12 protein-coding genes are annotated in these 18,733 nt (G+C 59.2%); 5 read left to right on the plus strand and 7 right to left on the minus strand.

What is annotated here, in order from left to right:
- Positions 1-37 precede the first annotated feature (37 nt).
- The 7 genes from PTZ19_RS11525 to PTZ19_RS11555 all read right to left on the minus strand — a co-directional run bounded on the left by PTZ19_RS11525 (position 38) and on the right by PTZ19_RS11555 (position 12,072).
- Positions 38-2,782 (minus strand): discoidin domain-containing protein, encoded by a 2,745-nt coding sequence (locus PTZ19_RS11525; protein WP_276354566.1) that lies wholly within the window; start codon positions 2,780-2,782, stop codon positions 38-40.
- Between the two features lie 75 nt (positions 2,783-2,857).
- Positions 2,858-4,306 carry an ABC transporter substrate-binding protein gene (locus PTZ19_RS11530; protein WP_276354569.1) on the minus strand — a complete coding sequence of 483 codons (1,449 nt, stop codon included), beginning with the start codon at positions 4,304-4,306 and terminating at the stop codon, positions 2,858-2,860.
- A gap of 129 nt (positions 4,307-4,435) precedes the next feature.
- Positions 4,436-5,305 (minus strand): carbohydrate ABC transporter permease, encoded by an 870-nt coding sequence (locus PTZ19_RS11535; RefSeq protein WP_276354571.1) that lies wholly within the window; start codon positions 5,303-5,305, stop codon positions 4,436-4,438.
- A complete protein-coding gene (locus tag PTZ19_RS11540) occupies positions 5,302-6,165 on the minus strand; it encodes a carbohydrate ABC transporter permease (protein WP_276354573.1) in 864 nt (287 codons plus the stop codon). The genes PTZ19_RS11535 and PTZ19_RS11540 overlap by 4 nt, the downstream gene beginning before the upstream one ends.
- A gap of 94 nt (positions 6,166-6,259) precedes the next feature.
- Positions 6,260-7,564, minus strand: coding sequence for a response regulator transcription factor (locus PTZ19_RS11545; protein WP_276354574.1), 1,305 nt, complete (start codon positions 7,562-7,564; stop codon positions 6,260-6,262).
- Positions 7,557-9,377 (minus strand): cache domain-containing sensor histidine kinase, encoded by a 1,821-nt coding sequence (locus PTZ19_RS11550; protein WP_276354575.1) that lies wholly within the window; start codon positions 9,375-9,377, stop codon positions 7,557-7,559. The genes PTZ19_RS11545 and PTZ19_RS11550 overlap by 8 nt, the downstream gene beginning before the upstream one ends.
- 280 nt (positions 9,378-9,657) lie before the next feature.
- Positions 9,658-12,072: a glycoside hydrolase family 31 protein gene (locus PTZ19_RS11555; RefSeq protein WP_276354577.1), complete on the minus strand. Its 2,415-nt coding sequence runs from the start codon at positions 12,070-12,072 to the stop codon at positions 9,658-9,660.
- Between the two features lie 196 nt (positions 12,073-12,268).
- Between PTZ19_RS11555 and PTZ19_RS11560 the strand changes: the two genes are divergently transcribed.
- From PTZ19_RS11560 to PTZ19_RS11580, 5 genes are all read left to right on the plus strand, one after another.
- Complete coding sequence (locus PTZ19_RS11560) at positions 12,269-13,921, plus strand: cache domain-containing sensor histidine kinase (protein WP_276354578.1); 1,653 nt, start codon at positions 12,269-12,271, stop codon at positions 13,919-13,921.
- Positions 13,922-13,947: 26 nt separating this feature from the next.
- Entirely contained in the window at positions 13,948-15,303 is a 1,356-nt protein-coding gene (locus tag PTZ19_RS11565; RefSeq protein ID WP_276354580.1) for a response regulator, read from the plus strand.
- Positions 15,304-15,421: 118 nt separating this feature from the next.
- On the plus strand, positions 15,422-16,870 hold the full coding sequence (locus PTZ19_RS11570; RefSeq protein ID WP_276354581.1) for an ABC transporter substrate-binding protein: 1,449 nt from the start codon (positions 15,422-15,424) through the stop codon (positions 16,868-16,870).
- Between the two features lie 78 nt (positions 16,871-16,948).
- Positions 16,949-17,818: a carbohydrate ABC transporter permease gene (locus tag PTZ19_RS11575; protein ID WP_276354582.1), complete on the plus strand. Its 870-nt coding sequence runs from the start codon at positions 16,949-16,951 to the stop codon at positions 17,816-17,818.
- Complete coding sequence (locus PTZ19_RS11580) at positions 17,815-18,690, plus strand: carbohydrate ABC transporter permease (RefSeq protein ID WP_276354583.1); 876 nt, start codon at positions 17,815-17,817, stop codon at positions 18,688-18,690. The genes PTZ19_RS11575 and PTZ19_RS11580 overlap by 4 nt, the downstream gene beginning before the upstream one ends.
- The last annotated feature ends 43 nt before the right edge of the window (positions 18,691-18,733 follow it).

Consider the following 18,733-nt stretch of genomic DNA (forward strand, 5'->3'; position numbering starts at 1 on the left):
CCTTGAGAGGCGACCCGCTGCAAGAAGAAAAATCCGCTTACGATTTCCCGTACACTTCGAATTCCGAGATTTGCGCGGCGGGCCAAGCCGTATTCCCGGTCACCGTCAGCCGGACATACCGCACCTTGCCCGGCGGATCGATCGGAATTTCGATCTTATTCTCCGACGCCGGATCGAACGCGTAGGCCGCCGGCGGAACCAGCGTCGCGAACGTCTGCCCGTCGGCGCTGCCAAGCACCGCGATCTCTTGGTCCCGCTTCTCCCACGCGTCCTGCGGCACCAGGCGAAGCATCAGTTTCCCGACCTCGGTCGTTTCGCCGAGATCGAGCGTCAGCGACTGCGGAAACTTCTTGTTGGTGCTCTCCCAATACGTGAACGGGTCCCCGTCGTTCGCTTTGTCGGCGTCGAAAGCGTCGGCCGTGCTCGACGTCGCCGTGATCCCTTTCTCCAACGCCAGGTTCGTCAGCAGCTTCACTTTCCGGAACGACGCCTTCACGTCGGACGGCCGGTCCGCGGGCAACAACTCCACGCAGCCGACCTTGCGGTCGAGAATGTTCGCGATGTAGTCGAACGTCGCGAAGTCGCCGTCTTCGGACACGGCCAGGTCCGCGATCTTCGTTCCGTCCGCTTCATAGGCCGCGGCCGCGACGTACGCCCATTTGCCGCCTTTGCGGATGCGCAGCGTCGTATCGGAGCCGTAAGGCTGGTACACCCGGATCGCGTCCTTCTTCCGCACCTCGACCAGCACATGCTCGCCGGGATCCAGATCAAGTCCGTTGTAGCGCGCGTAGTTCCCCGCCCTTACGTTTCCGTCCGCCGCCGCGACATCGAATCCGCCCGGCGAGAGGGTCATCGCGTCGTCCAGCGCATATACGGACTCCCGGTTCCAGTTGGCCGTCACCGTGCGGCTCCCGAACCCGGTCCGGGTCACGTCCGGCGTCACCCGTTCGTACGACCGCACCTTCTCGTCCGCGTAGCCGGACAGCACCTCGCGCTGGATCACGCCGACCGCGTCGACCCACGGATTCGTCACCCCGTTATACAAGTCAGCCGACAGGTTGTAGCCCATGGCCAGGTTCCAGCGCAGCATCTCCGGATCGTCCGTCATCGTCTCGGCCGCCAGATCGTGCTGGTACAACAAGACCTTATCCCGCAGCAGCATGCCGGCCATCGGGTAATACTCCGTGTAGCTCGCGGTGTTTTTGCGGTAATCCAGGACGTCCCACAGCAGATTCGTGCCCATGAACCCCGTCGCGTCGGCCGCGAGCACGTCGATGCCGTCTTCCGTGAACATCGGAAAGTCCAGGGAAGCGAAGTAATCCCTCACCCCTTGGAAATAGGCGTTGGCCGGGTTCGTTCCCTCCGGGGCCGACTTGTTGTAGAGGGCAGGCGCGTTGCGGATCCCCCATTGGTCCTCGAAAATGCCGTCAAACCCTGCTTCCTTGAGCAGCTTGCCGTGCTCCTCCGCGATCCGCTGCCGAACGAAGGGGTGGGCCGGATTGACGACGTAGCCGCTGTGCGGACCGTAATCTTCCTTGATGACCGTCCCGTTCTTCTGCAAGGCGACCACGTCCTCAAGCGAGGTGCCCGGCGGCAACTTCTGCAAAGTCGGGGAGCTCACGCCCCACCAGGAGAAGTTCGTGTACGGCACGACTTTGTCGCCTTTCTCTTTCGCGCTCCGAACGAAGTCCCGAAAATCCGCGTCGCTTCCCCACTTGGGGTCCGGGGGCAGGAAATCCGGATAGTTCTCGTCGTGCCCTCCCGTCTGGAACCCGACCAGATGGAGCACGCCGGGATACGGAAGCCGATCCGCGTAATCCGTCTTCAAGGCATGCCAGCTCCCATTCTTGAACGCGGAAATGTCCATTTTGTAAAAAGGCAGCGAAGCGTATGCCGTCCAGTCTTTCCCCAGCTTCTTCCTCAAAGAGGGATAGTCCGAAAACCCGTTCAACTCCCCGTATCCGCCGATGGATTCGGCATAGTCCCCGCCGATGTCCAGCACCACGTCCGGCGTCGTCCATTCGGCGTTCGGCGCCAAGACGACAGAGTAATCATGCACCAAGGCGGTTTTGCCCGCGTCGTCCACCTGGTTTTTGAAGCCGAGATTCGCCGTCTCTGCGGTTTTCCCGTGTACGTCGTATAAGGCCAAGCTCCCGTGATCCGTCCGTACCGCTTCATAGGCGGCGAACATGACGCCCGGGTATGGCGCCGAAAAAGAATTGTTCTCCTTGAAAAACGCATCCGTAAGAAGCGCGCCCGGAAGCATCGGCAGCAAGCCGTCCTGGACACGGTCGGCCGGCACTTTCAATTCATAGGGAAACCGGAACGACTCGATCGTCAGCCCCGTGCCGTTGACCACGTTGGCGCGCATGCGGATCCGCCCGTCCCGCCCGAAGGCGACGGTCGCGTCCACTTTCAGCGGGCCGCCGTAATGAAAGACCAGCTCTTTCGCCCGGCTGTGCCATTCGTACGAAAAATCCGATGCCTGGGCGCCGTTCCACGATCCTTCGTCTCCCGCGAAGCCCCACCACAAGGCTCCGCCGCGGTTGCCGGCCGACAACGCCTCCTTCGCCCCGCGGCCGCGAATCGATTCGATCCCGCCGTTCTTGGCGCTGAACGCGATCTCGTACCGCTCGCCCGTCACGACGATCCGGTCCGACTCCCGGGACATTTTCACCGGATAACCCGACGTGACGGCCGGGTAACCCCATATCGCCGCGGCCGCCAGCAGAACGATCACCCCCGCGGCAATCCCCATCTTCCCCTTCTTTCCCGATGCCAACGGATCATCCCTCCCCGTTCCGAAAAATCCGGTCCCGCCGAAGCGGGACCGGATCGTCAGGCCGTACCTTATTCCTTACGGTTTGATGGAATCGTAGAATTTCTCCTGCACGTATTTCGCGGCGACGTCCAGCTGCTTCTGCAGGTCGGTGCCCTTCTTCGAGAACACTTCCTGCACGACGTTGCTCATCGTCGCGTAATAGTCCTGGGTGTTATACTGGGCCTCCGGCTTGCCGTCCAGCAGGCTCAAAGACTGCGCGTCGTAGACGTAAACGTTGTCGTGCTTGGCGTAAACTTCGCGCACCTTCTGGCCGTACGGGGAATCGTCCTTGAAGTATTGGATGACCGGCGGCACGAAGTATTTGTTTTCCTTCTTCCGGGCTTCGATGTTCGCGTCCAGCGATTCCAGCCCTTTGTCGGAGAAGTAGTCGAACACCGCGTAGCGGAACGCCATTTCCTGCTCTTCCTTCGAGGCGTTCGGGTTGATGACGAGGAAGTCGCCGCCGAGCACGCCCGTATGCTTGCCGCCTTTCTCGGCCGCCGGCATCGGGAACACGAGCACGTCCTCCGGCTTCATGCCGCCTTGGTTCAGCGCCTGATCGACCGGGCCGTCCGGACCCGCGATGACCATGGCGGTGCGTCCTTGCGCGAACGCGCCGACCGCGTCGCCCCAGCCGAGCGCCCAATCTTGCGGCACGGCGCCAGCTTCCCATCTCAGCCGGTCGTAGAATTGGAGGGCTTTCAGGCCGGCCGCGGAATTGAACGTCGCCGTCACCTTGCCGCCGTCCGTGCTCTGGATCTCGCCGCCCGCTTCGAACAGGAAGTTGGTCCAGTTCCAGCCGGCTTCGTTGCCTTTGCCCATCGGGGCGATCCCGGAAATCCCTTTGCCGGGATCCGCGACCGTTTTGGCCGTATTCAGCACGTCGTCCCACGTCCAGTCGTAGCTCGGAACGGCGACGCCTTTGTCCGTCAGCATTTTCTTGTTCACGACCGTACCGGTCACGTACCCTTGTTGGGCGATGCCGTATACTTTGCCGTCGATGACGAACTGGTTTTGCAGGATCGGGTTCATTTCGTCTTTATGCTCGTAATTGTTGAACAGATCGGTGATGTCGGCGGCCCAGCCCTTCTCCGCCAGGAATTTGCCTTCCGTCGCGTACGTGTTGAACAGCGTCGGGGCTTCGTTGGCGCCCATTTTCATGCCGATTTCGTTCGGATTGTACTGCCAGTCGCTTTTGACGATCGTCACGTTCGGGTATTTCTCGTTGAAACGCTTGATCTTATCGTCTTCCAGCGCGCGTCTTTCGGTCTGGTCCGGCGTCGGATAATAGATGCTGATCGTGATTTTCTTCGTGCTGATGTCATCCGAGGGCGAAGCGCCGTCCGAAGCGGCCGGAGCGGATGCCTGGGACCCGGAAGCGCCTTGCGGCGAAGCAGAAGTGTCCTCCTTCTTGCCCCCGCCGCAAGCGGCCAGCATCAGGCTGAACGCGAGCAGGACGGAGACGGCGGTGAACGGTTTGCGCATGATCGGAAAACTCCCCTTTATTGGATTTTGGTTACAGGCTCATCATAAATGGAGGCGCTGCCATTCGGCGATGTGCATTCCTATTTCGTTCATGTGCAGGTTTACGATCTCTCGGCTGACTCGCCTGCCCTATCCTTTGACGCCTCCCAGATGCAACCCGCGGATGATAAACCGCTGGAAGACCAGGAAAATCAAGATCGGCGGGACCATCACCATGGTCAGGAGAGCGAACCTGATATTCAGATCCAGCCTTCTCGCGTCGATGACGAACAGCTTGATCGCCGTCGATAGAGGATACCTGTCTTGGCTGAGCACGAACGTCGGCCAGAACCAGTCGTTCCAAGCGGACGAGAAGACGAAAATGGCCAGCGTGGCGAAGATGGGCAGCGACAGCGGAAACGCGATTTGGAAAAAGCCCCTCAGCTCCGAAGCCCCGTCGATCCGGGCCGATTCGAACAACTCCGGGTTCAGTCCGTCGAAGAAGCTTTTCAGCAGCAGCAGGTAGAAGGCGTTCGCCCCCGCCGGCAGCCAGAGTCCCCAGAAAGTCGAGATGACGTGCAGCTCTTTCAGGTTGATGAAGCTGGGAACCAGATAGGTCGCGGGCGGCACGAAAAGCGTCGCCATGAAGAAGCCGTAAGCCGCTTTCCGGTACGGCCATTCGAGCCGGGACAAGCTGTAGGACGCGAGTCCGAGCACGACGACCGTCATGACCATGTTGCCCGCGAAGATGAACAGCGTGTTCCTCAAATATTTCGGCAAGTCGATGTAATGCCAGGCTTTCGAGTAATTGTCCCAATTCCAGGATTCCGGCAGGAAATGGGGCGGGAACGTATTGACCTCCACGTTCGCCTTCACGCCGTTGAAGAACGCCACCGCGATCGGATAGACCATGGAGAGGACCATCGCCAGAATGACCAGGCACATGAGCAGGTAGACGATCCGGTTGAGCGGCTTTCTCAGGTCGTAGGGAGACAAAATGCCGCGTTCCGCGTTTTTCACGCCGCCCCCTCCCCTCGTTTGGAAATCCGCTGCTGCAGCGCGGCCAAGAGGCCCAGCACCAGGAACATGAGCACGCCGAGGGCGGAAGCGCCGCCGTAATCGAGGCGGTTGAAGGCGTTTTTGACGATGTTCAGCGCATAGGTCAGCGTCGCGTTATTCGGCCCTCCGTCCAGCATGGCCAGCTGGGATTGATAGCCCTGGGACGTCGCGATGAGCTGGAGCACGAAGAGCAGCGCGATTTGGCCCCGGATCGCCGGAAGCGTGATGTGCCGGATCCGCTTCCATACGCCCGCGCCGTCGATCTCCGCGGCCTCGTACCAATCCCGCGGAATGCTCAGGATCGCGGCCAAGTAGATCAGCATCGCGGAGCCGAACTGCTGCCAAGTCTCCATGAACACGAGGGAAGCCATGGACCATTTCGGGTCCGTCATGAAATTGACCGGCGACAGGCCGAATTGCGTCAGCAGGGCGTTGATCGGACCGACCGGATCGTACAGCCATCTCCACAGCCCGTACAGCACGACGACGGGAACCACGTAGGGCAAGTAGGCCGCGACCCTGGCGATGCCTTGCCCCCGCCGCAGCTCCGAGATCGCCACCGCGAACAGAATCGGGACCCAGAATCCGACCGCGATGCACAAACCCATGTAGTACAGCGTGTTCTTGACGGCCGTGCCGATCACCGGATCCCGGAAGATGGCGCGGTAGTTGTCCAGGCCGACGAACGTATCGCCCTTGACGAAATCGACGTGATAAAAGCTGTAAATCATCCCTTTGACCATCGGCGTCCACGTGAACAGCAGAAAAATCAGCGCGGCGGGGAGCACGAACGCGTATCCCCACACGTATTTCCTCCACATCCCGTCTCTCCGTCCTTTCTCCGTGTGTCTACCTCATTGTAGAAAAAGGACGTCGGCGTGAACATGTGCGCTTCTATCGGGATGATAGCCAATCTTACTTCTTCAGATCGGTCGGGCTGATTCCGAAAAACTTTTTGAATATTTTGCTGAAATGTTCCGGCGACTCGTACCCGACTTTCTCCGCGATCTCGTAACGGCGCAGGTCGGTTTGGAGCAGCAGTCTGCGCCCCTCTTCCATGCGCAGCTTAATGACGTATTCCCACAGGCCCGAACCCGTGTATTTCTTGAACAGATAGCTCAAATAGTTGGGGCTGACGTGGTTCCGCTGCGCCACCTCGTTAAGCGTCAGTCCTTTCTGGGCGTAGTTCTCCAGGATGTACGCCTTGGCTTTCTCCACGATCTCGTTGTTCCGTTCCGCCCATTCCGCTTCCGTCGGCTCTTCGCCGTAAAGATTCCATTTGAAATCCCCGTAGAAAAACACGTGATGGTCCTGGTGCTCGCGGTTCCACTGGATGGCCCGCCCTGCTTGCTTGCCCAGCGTATGCAGAAACTCCGTGCCTTTCAAGATTTGGCTGATCCCGACGACGGAATCGAGCCGCAGGTACCGGGCAATGTTGTGGTGAAGGCTCCGGCCGATCATTTCCAGTTGGTTGATCTTGTCCGAGCCCGAATCCCCGAAATCGGCCTCGCTCCATTGCAGGATGACGGTGATTTCCGCGTCCGGCGAGTAGAAGGAGACGTGCCGGAAATCCCGGTCGAGCAGCTCGCTGACGATATTGAGCGCGGCATACTGAAGCAGGCGGACGTCCCGGTTGCCCGTAAGCTCCGGGGCGGGGTTCAGCTTGATTTTCAACACGGCGAAATACGGGCCCTCGAGCCCCATTTCGCTCCACGCTTCCTCCGCGAGCCCTTCCTCCGCGGATTCGAGCATCCGGTTCAACGCTTCCGCGCGCCGCGGATCCGGCTCTTCCATCTGAAAACGTTCGCTCTGACCCGACAGGTATCCGGAATCGTTCGGCGCCGGCTTGTTCATGTGCAGCAGCACGTTGCGCACCGAATCGAGGAACTGCTCGTTTTTGAACGGTTTGATCAAATAATCTTTCGCCCCGAGGCGAAGGGCCAGTTGGGCATACTGGAACGTCTCGTGGGCGGAAATGACGATCGTCTGCACCCAAGGCTTGACGATTTTGGCTTGGTGCATCAGCTCGATGCCGCTCATGGCGCCCATTTGGATGTCGGTCACGATCAGGTCGATCTCTTCCATCCTTAAGTAATCGAGCGCCTCCTGGCCGCTGTGCGCGGTGAACAGGCCGCCGATGTCGAGCCCGGACGACTGCAGCAGGCCCGACAGCCCCTTGCAGATGAGCGGTTCGTCGTCCACGATCAGGATGTTATACATGACGTTCCTCCTCCTGTTGCCGGGCCGGAAGCGCGATCGTGACGACCGTTCCCCCGCCCGGTCTCCTGGTGTAGCGAAGGCCGTACTCGGCCCCGTAATGCAGGCGGATCCGCTGCTGGACGTTCCGGATCCCGTAACCCTGCGCGGCCGGCTCGGACGCGTCCCCGTTCAGCAAATCTTCGATTTTCCCGATATCGGGATCCATGTAGCCGTTGTCTTCGATGCGGATTTCGACCTTATCTCCTCGAAGTTCTGCCGTTACGGCGATTTCGCCGTCTTCTCCCATGTTGCGGACGCCGTGCAGGATGGCGTTTTCGAGCAGCGGCTGCAGGGTGATCTTGGGAATCAGGATCGGCAGCGCCGCTTCCTCGACGTTCCAGGCCAACTGGAATTCGTAGCCGTAACGCATCTGCTGCAGGTTCATATACGCGCGCGCATGCTGCAGTTCCTCTTCCAGCGTGATGAGCTCGCGTCCCCGGCTCAAGCCGATTCTCATCAGCTGGGCCAGCTCCTTGATCATGACGGCGGCCTCGGAGTTGCCTTCCAGCGAGCTTTTCCAGTAGATGCTCTCGAGCGTGTTGTACAGCAAATGGGGATTGATCTGCTGGTAGAGAATTTGCAGCTGCGCCTCTTTCTGCTTGATTTCCATCAGGTAGCGGTCTTGAATCAGGCCGTTCAGCCGGTCCGCCATGCCGTACACCGAATGGATGAGCACGCCGACTTCGTCGTTGCGGTCCTTGGCCGGCGTCTGGGGAACCGGTTTGCCCGGTTCATACGAACGCGTGAAACCGGCCAGCTTCTGCATGGGCGTCAGGAGGGAGCGCCAGAAGTAGGCCATGACGGCCAAGGCGAACGCCGAATATACGATCGAGATCAGCTGGATGACCCGTTTCAGCTCGTTTTGCTGCTGCAGCATGGAGAACGTGGGAATTTTATAGATCAGCTTCAGCTGGGCTTCGTAATTGTAATGCTCCACGTAGATGAAGTCGCCGTCGATGGCGTCGACCGTGCCGTCGGGGTCGTCCCCCGTCACCAATCCGCGGGGCAGCGGGAGCGTACGGCCGATGACCGGGTCGCGAACCGAAGCCGCGAGGATCCGGTTGGCGTAATCCGTCACGTAAATTTCCCCGTTGTCGGGCAGGGAGACGGTCTGAAGGGATTGCTGGATTTTCTTGTGCACGTTCGTCGCGATCAGCACCCCGATGACCCGGTTGCCTACGGTCGTGCTGTTCACTGCCCGCACGTAGGCCAAGGTCGTCTGCGACGAGCCCGTCACGATCGAGTCGAACAGCCGGAGGTAGCCTTTGCCTTTGCGGGCCGCGGCTTCATCCATCCAGGCTTGCTTCTCGTCGTCCGTATAGAAGAAAACCCCGCCGTTTTTGAAATTGAGGGGGGTGCGGGGAGCGAAGGGATAGGCGTTATCCGGATCGTTGATATACAGGTAATACGCCACCGCCTCTCCTTCGCTTACGCCGAGCGGATAAGTGAGCAGCAGCTTGTCGGCGGTCTCGTACTTCTTGACCCGGACCAAGATGTCTTCCTCTTTGGGCTGAAGCGCCTGCGTGACGGGGTTCTGGATGATCGTCGTCATGATCCGGCTGATCGTGTCGATGTCCCGGTTGATCAGGATGTAATTTTGTTTGTTCAGCTCCAGGTACGCGTTCGTGACATGCCGTTTCAGGAGCTGTTCGGCTTTCTGGTTGGCGTAAGCGTTCAAGAGGAAGACGGGCCCGACCAGTATCAGCACCAGCAGGACCAGCTGCTGCTTCACCTTCATCTTCGTAAGCGGATTGGTCCATCCCAGCCGTAACATGCCGTGTCGTTCCCCCTCGCCGTCCGTATTCCCATTATGCGGCCGAAACCCGCCGGCACGGAATAGACCGGCCCGAACTCCGTAATTTCGCGCACGATTTCGGTAAACCAACACATACGCCGCCAGGCCGCCAAAATCCTCCATCCGTTTGGCGAAAATATTTGGGCCCTGGCCGGTCGAAAGGAAGTTCCTCTATTTCTTCGATGGTTTGTAGTCGGCGGAATCGAAAGAAACCCCGGAAACCGATTCGGTTCCCGAGGCTTCGATCACTGCCGCTCTCTCAATATTCGATGTCCAAACGGAAGCCGCCCTTCGCTTCCACGTTGAGCCGAAGCTCGCGCAGCTCGGCGTCGTACCGCCATTCCCCGGGCTCCAACAGGTCCCCGGAGAAAACCACCGCTGCCGGCGCCGGCGCCAATTGCTTCACGACGATCCCGAGTTTGGCGGAGGCGCCTTCAAACTCGTCGTGCAGCGATACCGCCTTCAGGCTGGCGCCCGCTCCGCTTTCGTTCCATGCGAACTCCCGAAGCCGATACGCCCCCTCGCGGTAAGCGAACGTACGCCCGTCATCCTCGAACAAACGGAAACGGCTTTCTCCCGAAGACCCTGCGTAAACCGACAAGGTCAGCTCGTCCGCGCCCGGTTCGTCCGCGAATTGGGAAACCCCGCGGGTCGGCACGATGGCGCCGGCCTTCACGTACAGCGGCATTTTTTCCAGCGGCGCTTCGGCGAGCACATGCCGGCCCCCTTCGTGCCGTTCGCCCGTCTCCCCATCGTACCAAACGCCGGCCGGCAAATAGACGGCACGGGCCGCCGCGCCCGGCCGGAAAACCGGCGCCGCGAGCAGGAACTCCCCTAACAGGAACTGATCGCTCAGGTTCGTCGCCGCCGGATCCTCCGGATATTCCAGCACCAAGGGGCGCAACACCGGCAAGCCCGTCACGGAGGCTTCGTAGAACAGGGAGTACAGATAAGGCATCAGCCGGTAGCGTAACGAGATCGCTTCCCGACACACGGCCTCCACCCGTTCCCCGAACCGCCACGGCTCCTGCAGCCGCGAACCGATGACGCTGTGGTTCCGGCAGAACGGGAACAACGCGCCCATCTGGGTCCAACGGGCGACCAACTCTCCCGACGCGTCGTGGGAGAAGCCCCCGACGTCCGCTCCCGCGAACGCCACGCCGGATAGGCCGAGGTTCAGCACCATCGGCACGCTCATTTCCATGTGCTCCCAATAACTCCGGTTGTCTCCCGTCCATACGGCCGCGTACCGCTGAATGCCGGCGTAACCGGCCCTCGTCAGCACGAAAGGACGCTCGCCCTCCAGTCCCCTGGCGAGCCCCTCGTAGGTGGCTTTCGACATCATCATCCCGTACAGGTTGTGCAGCTCTTCGTGGGTCGCCGGGCGTCCGCCGTTCGCGTGCATCACGTCCAGGTCCATCGTCTTGGTCGTGTCGTTGAACACCGAAGGCTCGTTCATGTCATTCCAGATGCCGGAGATTCCGTACCCGATATAGAATCGGTGGAGATCCCCCCACCATTTCGCGGCCGCATCGTCCGTGAAGTCCGGAAACGCGCTCGGACCGGGCCAGACCGCGCCGATGAACAGCTCCCCTTCGAGCTTGCGGCAGAAAAAACCGCCGTCCACGCCTTCCCGGTACACGCGGTAGTTCGGGTCTTTCTTGACGCCGGGATCCACGATCGGCACGATCCGGAACCCCATTTCCGCAAGCTCCCGCATCATGCCGGCAGGATCTGGGAATCGGTCCGGGTCCCAGGTGAATACCCGATATTCGTCCATATAGTGGATATCCAGGTAGATGACGTCGCACGGAATCCGCTTCCGCCGGAACGTCCGGGCCAGCTTCAGCACTTCTTCCTGGGTCTCGTAGCTGTAACGGGACTGCTGGTAGCCGAGCGCCCATCGCGGCGGCATCGGAGGTTTGCCCGTCAGCTCCGCGTACCGGGACACGACTTCCTTCAAGCCGGGTCCGTCGATCAGATACAGATCCATGGCCCCGCTCTCCGCTCCGATCGTATAACGGTCGTCCGAAGCGCGCATGTCGAAGTGCGTCCTCCCCGGATTGTCGAGGAAAATCCCGTTCGCCGCTCCCCCCTCGCGAAAATGGACGAGAAACGGGATCGACTGGTACAACGCGTCCGTGTCGGGCACGTGCGGCTCGTACACGTCGCTGTTCCACATCCGGTAACGTTCGCCCCGTTTGTCGAGAAAACCGGTCTTTTCCCCCAATCCGTAGAAATGGGAAGCCGCGCCCGAGCGATCGGTAAACTCGATCTTCTTCTTCTCCCATGACCACTCCGCCCCGTCCAGCAGCGTCGTTCCTTCGGCATTGCGGACGACCAGGGAGGCGTCGCGCTTGCGCAGCACCGCTTCGAGAGCGCCCGATCGGATGACATACGCGTCCTCCGTCTCCCGCAGGTCGGCGGGCAGCGCCGCACGGGCGCCGTCCGTCACCGCCGGCGTCGCGCCCCAATCGGGACGGTCCGTTTCGAACAGCAAAATGCGGACCGTCCTTTCGTTCAAGAACCGCAGCGCCAAATTCGCCTTCTCCCCGTACGCCAGCACCGCATCGTCCGCCGGTTCCGCCCGTACGATCCGGCCGATGCGTTTTCCGGCGGCGCGGATCGGGGAGGAATCGCGCGGTTCCGGTACGATTTCTTCGCTTGTCAGCATGGCTTTCCCTCTCCTCTATGCAATTTCACAGGCGCGGATCATGCGCCGTACGCCTTGATGATACCGACCTTCATCCGGAATACAATCCCAGCCGATAAAAGACGTAACATTACACCTGAAAACCGTCATATCCACCATGGTTCCGGGCTCTCGGCTTACCTATGATGAAATAAACGGCGAAGGCAGACGATGCTGCATGATCCGATCGATACGGCAATGGAACATGACCCAGAAACTGATCGCCTTTTTCGTCTTGCTGATCGTCTTTCCCGTCCTGCTCGCCTATTGGATCGTATCCGCCCGCGTGGCTTCCATCACGGAGCAGCAGATGGGGGATACGCTGTTCCAATTGGTCAAAACGGGGCATCTCACCTTGGATCGGGACATTACGGCCGCGGGCGGCGTGACGGAACGGCTGATGCTCATGACCGAAACCCAGCGGATGTTCGACCCGCCCTCGGAAATCGAATATTACCGCCTGCAGCAGTATTTGGCGCTCGACAAAGTGCTGAGCGAGTCGTCGAAGCACGCGGTCGGCTATTCCGTTTTTTTTCCGGAATTGGCCGAGTATTATCCTTTCGCTCCTCCTTCCGGCGTCAAACCGAACGGCGTTTTTTTCGACTGCGACACCTCGCCGGGCAGTTGGTTCCGGCAGGCGGTGGACGCCAAGGGCGCCGGCTTGATCCTCACGATGGACAAACTCGGGGACAATCCCGAACGCGAGCAGACCGCCGCTTACGTCAGGCGGATCAACAACCTGCTGAACAACGACAAGCCGGCGGGCGTCCTCGTCATGACGGGGCTCGAGCAGCTGCTGCAAAACGACCTGGAGTCGCTGAAACTCCCGGACGACGGACAAATCGTCCTGCTCGACCCGAACAACGTCGTGCTGTCGAGCAACGCGGGGCTAAAGACGGCTTCCGTCTTCGAGCTTCCCCCGGCGCTGGCCGAGCTGCCGACCGGCGTGCATATCGAGAAGCACGGGAAAGACTCCTGGCTGTTCGCGATCCACACGAGCGCGGACAGCCGCACGAAGCTGCTGTTCAAAATTCCGATCCGATCGATCATCGGCGAGCACGAAGACATGAGACAACTCGTCAATTCCTTGATGATCGTTTATTTCGGCGTTTTGCTGATCGCCAGTCTCTATTTCTTCCGCCGTTTCATCGAAATGACCAAACGGCTGAACCGGGCGACGATCGACAATTACCATTTGGAGCTGAAACACAAGGAAGCGGAGCTCAGCACGCTGCACTCGCAGATCAATCCGCATTTGCTGTACAACACGCTGGAGTCGATCATGTGGCGGAACACGATCGAAGGCAACGAGGAATCCGCCTCGATGATCCGGGATCTGTCGCAGCTGATGCGGATCGGGCTCAGCCGGGGCAAGACGCTGATCGCGATCGCCGAAGAGCTGAAGCACGTGGAAGCGTACTTGCGGCTGCAGCTCAAGCGGAACCATTATTCGTTCCGAATCCATTGGCAAATCGAAGAAGCGAGCCGGGACCTGCTCATTCCGAAAGTCGTCCTTCAGCCTCTCGTCGAAAACGCGATCCTCCACGGGATCCGCAAAATGGACCGGGACGGGGAGCTGTGGATCAGCGTGCATACGGCGGAGGACCGGGTCTTGATCCATATAGAGGATAACGGGTACAAGCCGGTCGATTTGAACCGGTTGCATGAGATTCTCAGCGAGACAAGGCCCGAGGAGGGTTACGGCATCCGCAACGTGAACAAGCGGATCAAGCTGCATTTCGGCGACGCGTACGGCATTCGTTTCGAATCGCGCCCGGAAGGCGGGCTGCGGGTGACCTTGACGATTCCGGCCGTCCGGGAGAAAGACTGACGCGCCGACGCAGGAGGGACAACGCCATGTACAACGTGTTGGTCGTGGACGACGAATGGATGATTTGCAACGGGGTGGCCGCCGTGCTGCGGAACTCCGACATCGCCATCGGAGACGTCATGATCGCGAATAACGGCTTTGAAGCGCTGGATTACATCCGGTTGGATCCAATCGATTTACTGATCACCGACATCCAAATGGAAGGGATGAACGGGATCGAGCTGATCGAAACGCTGTTCTCGGAAAACCCGCTCGTTCCCGTCATCGTGCTGTCCGCCCACGGCGAATTCGAATACGCCCAGAAGGCGCTGCGTTTCGGCGTCAAGGAATACATCATCAAACCGGTCGTTCCGGACGAACTGATCCGCGTCGTCCGCGCGTTATTGATGGAAAGGGAATCGAAGCTGCGCATGATTTCGGAAGCGTCGTTCAAACAGAAATTTTCGTTCGAGGACATGAGCACGGGCCGCCATATCCTGCTGAACGAATGGGTATCGGAAGGGTTCAGCGAAACGGAAGCGGAGGAAGCGTTCCGTTATCTCGGCAAACGGCTCGACGGTCCCTGCTACGGCATGCTGGCGGTCAAGCTCCTGTGGCCCAAATCCGGCGCAGGCGATGACGAAGCGCTGACGTTCCGCGACCGGAACCTGCTGCGCTACGCTTCGTTGAACATCATCGAGGAAACGCTGAACCGCTGGGATTGCCTGACGTTCTATAGCGGAACCCCGTTCATCGCGGTCATTCTGCAGTTCACCCGCGCGGAGATGAACGCGCCCGGCTTGCTGAGCGAACAGACGATGGTCGCCCAGCTGCTGCACAATCATTTGCGGCACTATCTCAAAATCGAGAGCGCGATCGGGATCAGCCGAATCCGGGAAGGCATTCTCTCCTGGTCCGAGCTGTTCCGGGAAGCGGTCGAAGCGACCCGGTGGAGCGAAGTGCACCCGGATCACGCCGTATTTTACATCGGCGACTTCAGCAGCAAGCGCCAGGACGACCCCGCGGCCGGAACCGTTCCCGATCCCCGCCGGACGGTCGAGGACAACAACTCCTTCATCCGCGACGCCATCCAATACATTGGCGGCCATTACCGCCGCAAAGGGCTGAAGCTGCAGGAAATCGCGGACGCGGTCTGCCTGAGCCCCAATTACCTCAGCTACCTGTTCAAAAAAATCGCCGGCTACAATATGTGGGATTACGTGACGAAATTGCGGATGGAGGAAGCGCGGAGGCTGATCATGACGACGGACATGCGCAGGTACGAGATTTCCGACGAGGTCGGCTACGAATCGCCGGAGCATTTTACGAAAATATTCAAAAAATATTACGGCGTCAATCCTTCCGAAATGAAGGATGGCGGCATCGCCGCCAAACAAACATAATAAACCGCTTCGTTATCGCTATATCCCTCATCGTGCTTCCCCCCGATCCGACTTTACAATAAAAACGCAAATGCGAGTTTGCAAAAAACCAAAGAAGGATGAAAGGGGATTCGGTTCCATGAGAAAAACGTTCGTTCTGTCTTTACTGGCCCTGATGCTCGCGGCGGCGGGCTGCGGCAAAGGGAACGGCGGCTCCGACGCATCGGGCAGTCCGTCCTCGGCGCCGGCTTCGGCTTCGTCGCCGTCCAAGCCTTCCGCCGACGCGTCCGCTTCGGACTCCGCCTCCGACAAGCCGGTCGAAATCACGGCGTATGCGTACCCGCCGGACAAGACCGCGGAAAACGCGACGCTGAACGCCCGGATCAAGCGGTTTACGGAGAAACACCCGAACGTCACGATCAAGCCGGTCTACTGGTGGTACGAAAACACGGAAGTCGCGGTCAAAATGGCGTCCAACAGCGCGCAAACCGAGTTCACGACGTGGGCCACGGAAGCCAAGCTGCTGTCCGAGAAGAAGTGGATCGCCGACCTGACCGGTTACATGGCCGATTGGCCATACGCCAACGATCTGAACAAGCTCGCGATGCAGCCGTTCGTCATCGACGGCAAAACGTACGGCGTTCCGATCGACGCGTATGGCATGACCATCACGATCAACAAGAAGCTGTTCGAACAGAAAGGCGTTCCGCTGCCTCCTCTCGACTGGACTTGGGACGACTTGCTTGAAGCGGCCAAAGCGGTGAACGATCCCGCGAAAGGCATCGCCGGGTTTATTCCGATGGGCAAAGGCACGGAATCCGGATGGAACTGGACGAACTTCCTCTACTCGGCCGGCGGCGAGGTGCAGTCGGTCGCGGACGGCAAAGTCACGGCGACGTTCAACTCGGAAGCCGGTCTTAAGGCGTTGGAATTCTACAAAAAATTGAAAGACGCGAACGTCATTCCGAAAAACTGGGCGCTCGGCTACGGCGACGCGCTCACCCTTTTCAACCAAGGCCGCGGAGCCATGGTCATGTGCGGCAGCGGCAACGCGCTCGACGGCGCGATCAACCAGGGCAAGATCAGCAAGGACGACGTCCTCCTGTATCCGATTCCTTCGTTCGCCAAAGGCGGCGAGCACGTCGGCGTCGCAGGCGGCAACTACAAGGTCATTAACGGACTCGCGACCGCGGAGCAGCAGAAGGCGGCGTTCGACTTCGTCGTGGACGAATACTTCACGGATGCCTACCTGGATTCGATCGACGCCCAAATCACGTCCCAGAATTCCAAAAAGCAAGTCTACGTTCCCCAGCTCATCAACTACTGGAACGACGATTCGGAATACGGCCGAAAATACGAAGCGATGCTGGCCAAACACGACAACGTGTACAAATACGATCCCGAGCTGACCAAGCTGATGGTGTCCAAGCCGGAAGCCACCTACGAAACCCAGGCCTACTATGCGGAAATGGCGAACGTCATTCAGAAGGTGTTCACGATGAAAGGCGACCTCGATTTGCAAAAACTCCTCGACGACGCGGCGGCGAAGGTTCAACAAGCCTCCTTCGACAAAGTCGTCGTTCAGTAATGAGGTGCCGGAAAGGGGTCTTTACTGCGGCCGGTAGAAGACCCCTTTCTTCTTCATGAGACGATAGGAGTGAACCGAATGGCGTTTCGCAGCTTAAGGCGGTATTCCTGGGGCCTGCTGTTCCTGATCCCGGAAATCGTCATCTTTCTCGTGTTTCTCTGGATCCCGATCGTCAAAGGAATCGGATACAGCTTTTATAAAGTGGATTTCGTCAGCGGCAATACGTTCGTGGGCTTACGGAATTTCCGGGAAGTGCTGGCGAATCCCGACCTGCCGACGGCCGTCAAAAACACGTTGGTCTATATGTTCTGGGCTTTGGTCATCGGATTTTGGATCCCGATCGCCATGGCCGTCTCCGTCTCCGAGCTCAAGCGGTTCCAAGGCCCCGCGCGGATCGTGGGGTATTTGCCCAGCATCATTCCGGCGATCGTGCTTTACGGGATGTGGCAATGGTTCTACGATCCCGTCGGTCCGATCAACACGTTCCTGAACTCCGTGGGCTTGCCCGAGTTCGATTTCTACAGCAAAGGCCACGCGGTTTTCTCGCTCATTATCATGGAGACTTGGCAGAACTTCGGAAGCGCCGCGCTGATCTACGTGGCCGGCCTCGCTTCCATCCCGAAGGATCTCTACGAAGCGGCGGAATTGGACGGAGCCGGCGTATGGGCGCGCATCCGCTACGTCACGCTGCCCGGCATCAAAAACCTCGTCCTGCTGCTGCTCGTCCTGCAGCTCATCGCGACGTCGCAAGCGTTCCAGTCCCAAATGCTGATGTTCGGCGGCGGACCCGACAACGCCACGTTGACCTATCTGCTGCTCATGACCCGGGAAGCGTTCGTCTATTTCGACTTCGGCAGAGCCAGCGCCTTGGCGACGCTGATGTTCCTGTTCCTGGCCGCGATTTCGATCCTTACGCTCAAGCTGAGAAGGGGGGACGATCCGGCATGAAGCCACCGCGGGATCGGGCGATTATGTCCCCCCATGATTTCCGGAAAACCGGCGTTAAAATCGCTTACGGATTCATGGTGATCGGCGTTTGTTTGATCAGCCTGTCGATGCTGTACCCTTTCGTCAACACGTTTCTGAATTCCCTGAAATCGACGGAGGAGTTTTTCGCTTTTCCGCCCCCTTTCTTTCCGAGCCGATGGCTGTGGCAGAACTATAAGGATTCGCTCGATTATTTGGACATCTTCCTGTACTTCAAGAACACGCTGTACATTTACGCGGGGAACGCGCTCGTGTCCTTGACCTTCATGGGATTGGCCGCCTATAGCCTGGCGCATCTGAAAGTGCCGGCCAAGAAGTGGATCTCCCTGTATTTCATGTCCACGCTCATGATCCCGGCCGCCTCGTATCTGATTCCCAACTTTCTGAACTTGAAAGACTTGGGACTTCTGAATACGTTCTGGGCTTTCTGGCTTCCGGCCGGAGCCAACGCTTTTTATTTGCTCATCCTGATCAACTTTTTCGAGGGCATCCATAAGGAAATGCTGGAATCGGCCCGCATCGACGGCGCGTCGGAGTTCCGGTGTGTCCTGTCGATCGCCGTTCCGCTCTCGGTTCCGATTATCGTGACGCTTCTGCTGCTCGGCTTCTCCACCGTCTGGAACGATTTTTATTGGTCCAGCCTGGTCCTGAAGACGGAGAAGCTGCCGATCGGGGCCGCGATTTACACGATGATCATTTACCCCGGCTCCACGATCAATTGGAACGTAAGATTCGCCATCCTGACCATGACCCTCGTTCCGCCCGCCGTCCTGTTCTTGTTTTTTCAAAAGTACATCATCGGCGGACTCAGTCTCGGAGCGGTGAAGGGCTGAACCGTCCCAAACTAAACGCCCCCTTGGACCAGGCGCGCCGGCT

Source organism: Cohnella caldifontis (genome assembly GCF_029360585.1).
Taxonomy (GTDB): Bacteria; Bacillota; Bacilli; order Paenibacillales; family Paenibacillaceae; genus Cohnella; species Cohnella caldifontis.

What these genes read in the sequence shown, in the direction of transcription:
- PTZ19_RS11560 (WP_276354578.1), top strand. Translation starts at nt 12,269, where the DNA reads ATGATCCGATCGATACGGCAATGGAACATGACCCAGAAACTGATCGCC.
- PTZ19_RS11570 (WP_276354581.1), top strand. Translation starts at nt 15,422, where the DNA reads ATGAGAAAAACGTTCGTTCTGTCTTTACTGGCCCTGATGCTCGCGGCG.
- PTZ19_RS11550 (WP_276354575.1), bottom strand. Translation starts at nt 9,377, where the DNA reads ATGTTACGGCTGGGATGGACCAATCCGCTTACGAAGATGAAGGTGAAG.
- PTZ19_RS11575 (WP_276354582.1), top strand. Translation starts at nt 16,949, where the DNA reads ATGGCGTTTCGCAGCTTAAGGCGGTATTCCTGGGGCCTGCTGTTCCTG.
- PTZ19_RS11565 (WP_276354580.1), top strand. Translation starts at nt 13,948, where the DNA reads ATGTACAACGTGTTGGTCGTGGACGACGAATGGATGATTTGCAACGGG.
- PTZ19_RS11540 (WP_276354573.1), bottom strand. Translation starts at nt 6,165, where the DNA reads ATGTGGAGGAAATACGTGTGGGGATACGCGTTCGTGCTCCCCGCCGCG.
- PTZ19_RS11580 (WP_276354583.1), top strand. Translation starts at nt 17,815, where the DNA reads ATGAAGCCACCGCGGGATCGGGCGATTATGTCCCCCCATGATTTCCGG.
- PTZ19_RS11545 (WP_276354574.1), bottom strand. Translation starts at nt 7,564, where the DNA reads ATGTATAACATCCTGATCGTGGACGACGAACCGCTCATCTGCAAGGGG.
- PTZ19_RS11530 (WP_276354569.1), bottom strand. Translation starts at nt 4,306, where the DNA reads ATGCGCAAACCGTTCACCGCCGTCTCCGTCCTGCTCGCGTTCAGCCTG.
- PTZ19_RS11555 (WP_276354577.1), bottom strand. Translation starts at nt 12,072, where the DNA reads ATGCTGACAAGCGAAGAAATCGTACCGGAACCGCGCGATTCCTCCCCG.